Raw genomic sequence first — 6984 nt, 5'->3', positions numbered from 1 at the left:
GCCGGATGCCTTTGACGGCATCCGGCACGACCGCGAAGCGCCACCATCCCCCTCAGACGATGACCTGCCCATTCCAGCGAGTCGATCTTGTCGTTGGGTTGGGGATGGCTTGATCTTTGATACTCTCCATCAGACGAGTCGGCCGGGCGACCGCGTCGGGCCTCCGGGCCCGCCGAGGAAGGTCCGGGCTCCACAGGGCAGGGTGGTCGGTAACGCCGACCCGGGGTGACCCGCGGGACAGTGCCACAGAGAGCAGACCGCCTTTCGGTTCGCCGGGAGGTAAGGGTGAAAGGGTGGTGTAAGAGACCACCAGCGCCCACGGTGACGTGGGCGGCTAGGTAAACCCCACCCGGAGCAAGGTCAAGAAGGGACACTTTTCGGAGTGTCTCGCGCGCGACGTTCGAGGGCTGCCCGCCCGAGCCGCGCGGGTAGACCGCTTGAGGCCGCCGGCAACGACGGCCCTAGATGGATGGTCGCCCCTTCATCAGAAGGACAGAACCCGGCCTACAGGCCGACTCGTCACACTCTGCCCCCTTTGACCAGGGGCGGAGCACCCTTCAAGATCTCCCGTTCCGGCTCTGTTCCGTGATCTTTGGGAGAAGAAGCGCGTCGATCGCCCAACGCCGCGCCCGCGCATACATCAGGCCGCCCGCCGTCATGGCGAATGCCGCCGGCGTTGCCTGAAGAGCCGGTCGCGTCCCTGAAGCGGTGATGAAGCTGCTATGAAGCCGGGAACAGATACCATCCAGCCAGTCACCAGCCCCGGTTTTGAAGTGTTCAGTTGATCAGTCTGATTCAGGAGTCGATTTGATCGTGAATGCAGGAGTTGCGTTGGCGCTGGCCGCGGTACTCGGTGCGCAGCCTGTCCAACCGCCGGTCGGCAGGTTACCGGAGACCAAGGCCGAGATCGTGGCGAAAATGGCGGGTCGGCCGGTCCAGCTCACCTCCTACTGTTGCGTCAAGGCAGGCTCCAGGTACGATCTTCTCCGCCGATGGGTTTGGAGCCCGGCCAAGCGCACGTTCGTCAAGACGTACGCCGGGCCCGTGACCGTGTCCCCCGATGAGCGATGGCAGGTTACCCATGCATCGTTCCGCGCCGATCTTCCACCCAAAATGCGCTTGCTAGATCGCAAAACGGGCAACTCGACAGACGTCGAGTTGCCCGTTTCTGTTGATCCCGAGTCGACGAGCCTCTATTTGAACGCCGCCTGGCCCACCTGGTCTCCAGACAGCAAGCACCTACTGCTGAACGTCTTCAAACCCTGGAGGCGCGGCTATGCGGACCGTTCGGAGGGAGTCGTGCTCATCGATGTACCATCGTTGCAGCCGAAGTTCGTCCGCGTTGAGAACGCCCTCCTCTCGAACAGCGGCTTCCAGTGGACCCGCGACGGCAAGGGCATCGTGGCCCAGTGGGGCACGAGCGGCAAGTCCGTTATCCGGCAGTTCGACCTCCAGGGCATGATCAAACGTACCTGGGGGGTGCCTGGCTACCCGGTTGACGACGCACTGGGGACGTTCGCCCCTTCGGGTCGCCGCTTCGTCACCGCATGCGGGTCATCCATGCGCGTGGCCTGCGTATGGGACACGGCAACCGGTAAGCCGGTCGCCAAGATCAAGTTGGCCGACCCGCGACCCGAGCACGTGCTCGGACGGGATTACGTGCTCGGCTGGTATGACGAGCAGCATCTGCTCGCGCCCGTGAGCCAAGGTTACGGCATCGTCAATCTCAAGGGCACGGTCGTTGAGACGCTGATCAAGGTTGACAAGAAGGATCCCTTCTTCTACCCGTGGTTCGCCGCCCGCGACACAAGCTGATTACCGTCTGATTTACGCAAGCTTTTGGACTGGCGAAGCATTGCACCGGTTGGTCGAGTTTGATATGCATATCAAATATCGAGACATATTAGGTGGCATGAAGAGATGCTTCACGATCTTATGTATACACCTCGCCATTCCTCGTAAACGCGCGAGAATGCTTTGGGTGCGATGTACGACTCGTACCCGAAGGGCATATTAGGTATAAGAGGCCGGAAGTGCCACAAGCTACGGCTCCAGGCCAACCGCGTCCGCTAGCGCTCTCATCTCTGCTGTCAGGGTCCTCCGCTTGCCAAGGATCGTTTTGAGCATGTCTTTGGCGTATTGCTGATTCGGCAACCATTCTGGCGCTTCACGCGCAAGCTGCGCCAGGATATTAAGCGCTTTGTCGTATTCGCGGAGCATGACGCGGGCGTTCGCAACGTCCAGTAGATGCCGGTTCCGGTTATCGCTCGTCGGCTTCAATCCGGGCGGCACTTCCCGCGCAAGCTGCAGGGCGCGCTCGGGTTGCGCCTCAATGATGGCGTTCTCCACGCGCTTCATCTGGACCGTGGCGGGGCCGAAGGTCGTGAAGTATTCGTGATAGCTGCCGTGCTCGTCGCCCATGCGCACAGCGCCGGACAGGGCGAGGCGCATCATCTCATCGGCCTCGTCCGGCCGGTTGTCGCGGATCGCCGCCGCGCTGCCGCGCAAGAGCAGCCACCCCCACGCGGAGAGCTCCGTGTTGGTCGCCCTCGACATGCGCGGCTCGATCTCGTCAGCCCAGTCAACGGCGCGCGTACGGGCCTCATCGAGGCGGCGTTCCCGTAGGAGCAGCCAGCAGAGGGTGATGACGGCCGATGCCGCCTCGATGCGGTCGCCCGTCTCGGTCGCGTCCGATACAGCTGCTTCCAGCGCCATCTCGGCGAGATCGAACACGCGGGTCTGCGTGGCCGCCCCACGGGCGCTGTCACTGCTGCACGAGCAGCAGGTTCGTCTCGGTCGCCTCGCGAGGATCGGTCAGCCGAACCGCAGGACGAACCGCCCGCGAACGCCGCGCCGTTCGAGCGAGCGGTGCGCGTCGGCGGCTCGGCAGGCGGGCAGTTCGCCGGCCACGCGGACGGTGAGCCGTCCTTCACCGGCGAGTTCGGCGAGCCGGTCGAGCTCGGCCGCGGCCTCGACGTAGTCGCGGACGAAGATCGGGGCGACGCGGACCCGGTCGGTCCCGTCACCCTGGTAACCGCGGACGGTGACGACGGTGCCGCCGTCCTTGACGGCAGGGAGCACGGTGGCCTCCAGCACGGCGGCGTCGACGAGCCCGTCGACGCCGTCCGGGCGGTGGCGGCGGACCATTGCCGCGAAGTCGTCCCCCCGTGGCACGACCTCGTCTGCTCCGCACTCGCGGACGAAGGTCTCGTCCTGCCGGGCGGCGTCGGCGATGACGACCAGCCCGGCCTGCTTGGCGAGCTGGACGACGTACCCGCCGACGGTGCCGGCGGCCCCGGTGACGGCGACCGTCGCGCCGGCCGGGAGCGCCAGTGTGTCGAGTGCGAGCCGGGCGGTGAGCCCGTTCATCGGGAGGGTGGCGGCCTGGACGTCCGAGAGCCCGGCCGGGATGTTCGCGGCCGAGCGTGCGGGCACGACGAGGTCTGCCCGGTAGCCGCCGTGCTCACCTGAGGGCACCACGATGGCCATGACGGCGTTCCCGATCGCGAAGGGCCGGTCGACGGCGGGGCCGATTTCGGTGATCACGCCGGCTACCTCCATGCCCGGCACTCGCACCGCGCCCGCCGCGTCTTGCCGTGGACGAGAACGGATCATCGCGTCGGTCGGATTCACCGTGGCGCTGCTCACCCGGATCCTGACCTGACCGGGACCGATCGGTTCGGCCGCCAGGTCGAGCTCGCCGAGAGCGTCCGGTCCGCCTGGCTGCGTCACTCCGATTGCTTGAACCATGGTCGTTCGTCCCTCCTTATTCGTTGCCGCCTGGGTGGCGATGGGCAGGGCCGACCGCGCCGCTGACGAGTCGCGGTGTGTGCCCGGCCGGGTTCTGCTACGGCTGTGTGGGGGTGTGAAGACCATCGAGCAGCAGGCTGCACACCTCGTCGAGTTCGGCGCCGATGCCCGGGTTCTGCCATTCGGCCGCGTGGGCGAGGTGGTTGAACTTGGCGGTGGCGTTGAAGACCACGCGGGCGGTGGCCTCCGCGTCGACGGTGGGGAGGCTGCCGTCGGCGGCGCCGTCGGCGAGGATGGCCGTCAGCTGGCCCAAGAGGTCGGCGACGTGGTCGGTGGCGACGCTGCTGTGCCTGGCCGCGAGGATTCCATAGGCGGCGAACAGCTCCGGGTCCTCGCGAATCTTGGCCTGCTTCCCGGCCAGGACGGCGTGCAGCCAGGTACGCAGGCGCTGCGCCGGCGGGACCGCGCTGTCGGCGGCGATGACGGCGAGGGCGTCGCGGCTGTGGTCGAGCCAGCGCCGGGTCACGGCCTCGCGCAGCGCCTGCTTGGAGGGGAAGTGCTTGTAGACGGCGGCGTGGCTGACCCCGAGTGCCCGGGCGACGTCGACGACGGTTGCCTTGTCCGGTCCGTAGCGGCGCAGGATCTCCTCGGTGGCCGCCAGGATGGCGTTCGCGTCCAGCGGGGTTCGGGCGGGCATCAGCGCCTGCCGCCCGTTCGCTCGCTGTCCAGTAGCGCGAGCAGGGCGGGGGCGTAGCGTTCTCCCGCGACCGCCCCTCGGGGGACGGCATGCTCGACCGCTTCCAGGTCGTCCTCGGTCAGCCGCAGGCCGGCGGCGTCCACCGCCTCGGTGATGCGGTGCGGTCGGCCGGCCCCGACCAGCGCGACGATGTCGCGGTGCTCGCGCCCCTGCGCGAGCACCCATGCGATCGCGAGCTGTGCGACCGTGGCGCCGCGGGAGGTGGCGATCTTCCGCAGCCGCTCGACCAACGCGAGGTTGGTCTCGATGTTGCCGGCGGCGAAGCGGGGCAGGTGCCCGCGATGCCGTGCGTCGTCGGCCGACGGTCGCCACATCCCGGTCAGCATTCCTTGGGCGAGCACCCCGTAGGCGGTGACGCCGATGCCCAGCTCGCGGCAGGTGGGCAGGATCTCGTCTTCGACGCCGCGGCTGAACAGCGAGTACTCGATCTGGACGTCGGTGATCGGGTGCACGGCGTGGGCGCGGCGGATCGTCTCGGCGCCGACCTCGGACAGCCCGATGCCGCGCACGTAGCCCTTCTGCACCATCTCGGCGACGGCTCCGATGGTCTCCTCGATCGCGACAGCGGGGTCCAGCCGGGCCGGGCGATAGATGTCCACGTAGTCGGTGCCCAGCCGCTGCAGCGAGTAGCCCAGGAAGGTCGGGATCGCGTCAGGTCGGTTGTTGATGCCGCGCACGCTGCCGTCCACACCGAACAACGCGCCGAACTTCACGCTCACCACGGCGCGGTCGCGAGCGGCGGGTCGCAGCGCCTGCCCGATGAGCGTCTCGTTGTGCCCCATCCCGTAGTGGTCGGCCGTGTCGATGAACGTGATCCCGGCGTCGAGCGCGCTGCGAAGCGTCGCGATGCTCTGCTCGTCGGCGCTGCGTCCGTACGCGCCGGACATGCCTGCACAACCAAGCCCGACCGCCCCCACACAGACGTCGGCACCGAGTGTTCTCTGCTCCATAAGACAGACGCTAACTAGGTTGGTAACAGATGTCAAAACTTGTAACTTGACACCCGCCGCGGTGACCCCGCCCGGGTCGCGGTGGCGGGAGCCGATCGCCGCCACGCCCCGCCACACGTTCGTCCCCCGCTGGCGGGCGATCACCGGCGACGGGTGGGACCTGCGCGACCGCGACCGTGACCGGCGGCCGGCCGGCCACCACGATCACCGGTACGAGCCTCGTCATCACCGCCGACAAGCAGGAGGACGGCGGCGCGATCGGCATGGTCCAGTTCGACCGTGCCGGGTTCATGCGCTCCCGGAGCGGCGCCGACTACCCGCCTCGCGACGCCGCGCTGCTCGACCGCGCCCGTGCCGAGGAGGGCGAGCACGTCGAATTCAGCCGTTACCCGCTGGTGGACGTGGTCAACGCGTGGGACGTCAGCACGATGCTGGAGCTCATCGTCTCCGGGATCGAGCACCGCTTCATCACCTACGACGGCAGCGATGACCGTACCGCGATCATGACCTCACCCCTGTGAGGGCATCCGTACCGTCAGCGTGCCGGTGGGGTGGCGTCCGAGAGTCAGCCGGTCTGATCACCGGATCGGACCGATCGGCGTTCCCAGGCCAGGGCCGCGACCACACCGATGGCATAGGCGACCAGGTCCCATGGGTCGGGGAACGCGCCGACCAGGACACCGCCGATGCCCGGCGGGGTCATGCCGACTATTTGGTAGAACTCGACGGCGGCGGCGATCGCGGCCGTGGCCAGGGTGCGGCGTGCGGCGGTGGTGCGCCACAGCAGCCCCAAGAACGCGTAGACCAGCATGGTGGCGCCGACGTCGCTCACGTAACCGCGGATGAACGGTTGTCCCGGGCCCCGGTAGAAGAGAGCGAACGCGCCGACGGCGAGGGCGACGCCACCCAGAAGGACCATGGCGCGGCGCATGAGATTGACATCTTCTCCGACTCTCAACGATCAGGACGAACTGATCATAGAGCTCGTCCCTCATGGCGGCATGCTGATCGCGCCAGGTCAGCGACCGCGGTGGAGTGCCATGGCGACGGCATGCCAGCACGCTGGAACGTAGTGACGATTCATCCGGAATGAGGCCCGATCAGATGAAACAGGGGGTTACGGTGCGCTCAGCGCCGCCTCGATGACCGCGCCATGGCCGATCCAGCCATGCCTCGCGCCGCTTGATCTCATCGCCGATGCCCTCATCCCACATCCTCGCCCAGCCACCACCCCACTCCTCGGGCTCTCTGCTTCATCAAAAACCACGCCCGCCGGGTCCGCAGCGCAAACACCTCGACCGCTGGGTAGGTTCCACCACACTCGGTCGAAAGCATCCCGACCTGTCCGCCCACCCAGACGCCGCATGACCGTCCGCCTGGAAATCTCAAGGCCGCCAGCCTGGATCATGCTGGCCGCCCACCTGGAGAAATTCGGCTCTGGCACAAAGATCGTGATGCGGTCACATTGAGTGAGCTATGCCAGCAGGACGCGCTTGCGGAGTAGGTCAAGGTTCGCGCGGCCGAACA

7 protein-coding genes and 1 other RNA gene are annotated in these 6984 nt (G+C 67.2%); 3 read left to right on the top strand and 5 right to left on the bottom strand.

Annotation, left to right across the window (positions count from 1 at the left end; all coding sequences use genetic code 11):
- Positions 1-134 precede the first annotated feature (134 nt).
- Both rnpB and ACWD0F_RS51420 read left to right on the top strand, forming a co-directional pair.
- An RNA gene (gene rnpB / locus ACWD0F_RS51425) (RNase P RNA component class A) lies at positions 135-523 on the top strand.
- A 308-nt stretch (positions 524-831) separates the two neighbouring features.
- Positions 832-1815: a hypothetical protein gene (locus tag ACWD0F_RS51420; protein ID WP_449890374.1), complete on the top strand. Its 984-nt coding sequence runs from the start codon at positions 832-834 to the stop codon at positions 1813-1815.
- A 228-nt stretch (positions 1816-2043) separates the two neighbouring features.
- On the opposite strand, the gene ACWD0F_RS51415 is transcribed toward ACWD0F_RS51420, so the two are convergent.
- The 4 genes from ACWD0F_RS51415 to ACWD0F_RS51400 all read right to left on the bottom strand — a co-directional run bounded on the left by ACWD0F_RS51415 (position 2044) and on the right by ACWD0F_RS51400 (position 5457).
- Positions 2044-2733 (bottom strand): hypothetical protein, encoded by a 690-nt coding sequence (locus ACWD0F_RS51415; RefSeq protein ID WP_449890373.1) that lies wholly within the window; start codon positions 2731-2733, stop codon positions 2044-2046.
- Between the two features lie 81 nt (positions 2734-2814).
- On the bottom strand, positions 2815-3750 hold the full coding sequence (locus ACWD0F_RS51410) for an NADP-dependent oxidoreductase (protein WP_449890371.1): 936 nt from the start codon (positions 3748-3750) through the stop codon (positions 2815-2817).
- A gap of 97 nt (positions 3751-3847) precedes the next feature.
- Positions 3848-4447 (bottom strand): TetR family transcriptional regulator, encoded by a 600-nt coding sequence (locus ACWD0F_RS51405; protein ID WP_449890369.1) that lies wholly within the window; start codon positions 4445-4447, stop codon positions 3848-3850.
- Positions 4447-5457, bottom strand: coding sequence for an aldo/keto reductase (locus ACWD0F_RS51400; RefSeq protein WP_449890367.1), 1011 nt, complete (start codon positions 5455-5457; stop codon positions 4447-4449). Before ACWD0F_RS51400 ends, ACWD0F_RS51405 begins: the two co-directional genes overlap by 1 nt.
- A gap of 176 nt (positions 5458-5633) precedes the next feature.
- Between ACWD0F_RS51400 and ACWD0F_RS51395 the strand changes: the two genes are divergently transcribed.
- Entirely contained in the window at positions 5634-5978 is a 345-nt protein-coding gene (locus tag ACWD0F_RS51395) for a hypothetical protein (RefSeq protein ID WP_449890365.1), read from the top strand.
- Positions 5979-6022: 44 nt separating this feature from the next.
- Here the strand turns inward: ACWD0F_RS51395 and ACWD0F_RS51390 are convergent, their stop codons facing one another.
- Positions 6023-6376, bottom strand: coding sequence for a DUF2809 domain-containing protein (locus ACWD0F_RS51390; protein ID WP_378526785.1), 354 nt, complete (start codon positions 6374-6376; stop codon positions 6023-6025).
- Positions 6377-6984 lie beyond the last annotated feature (608 nt).

It is taken from the genome of Nonomuraea sp. NPDC002799 (assembly GCF_053592075.1).
Note: the sequence above shows the minus strand (reverse complement) of the source record. Positions and strands in the feature narration are given on the sequence as shown.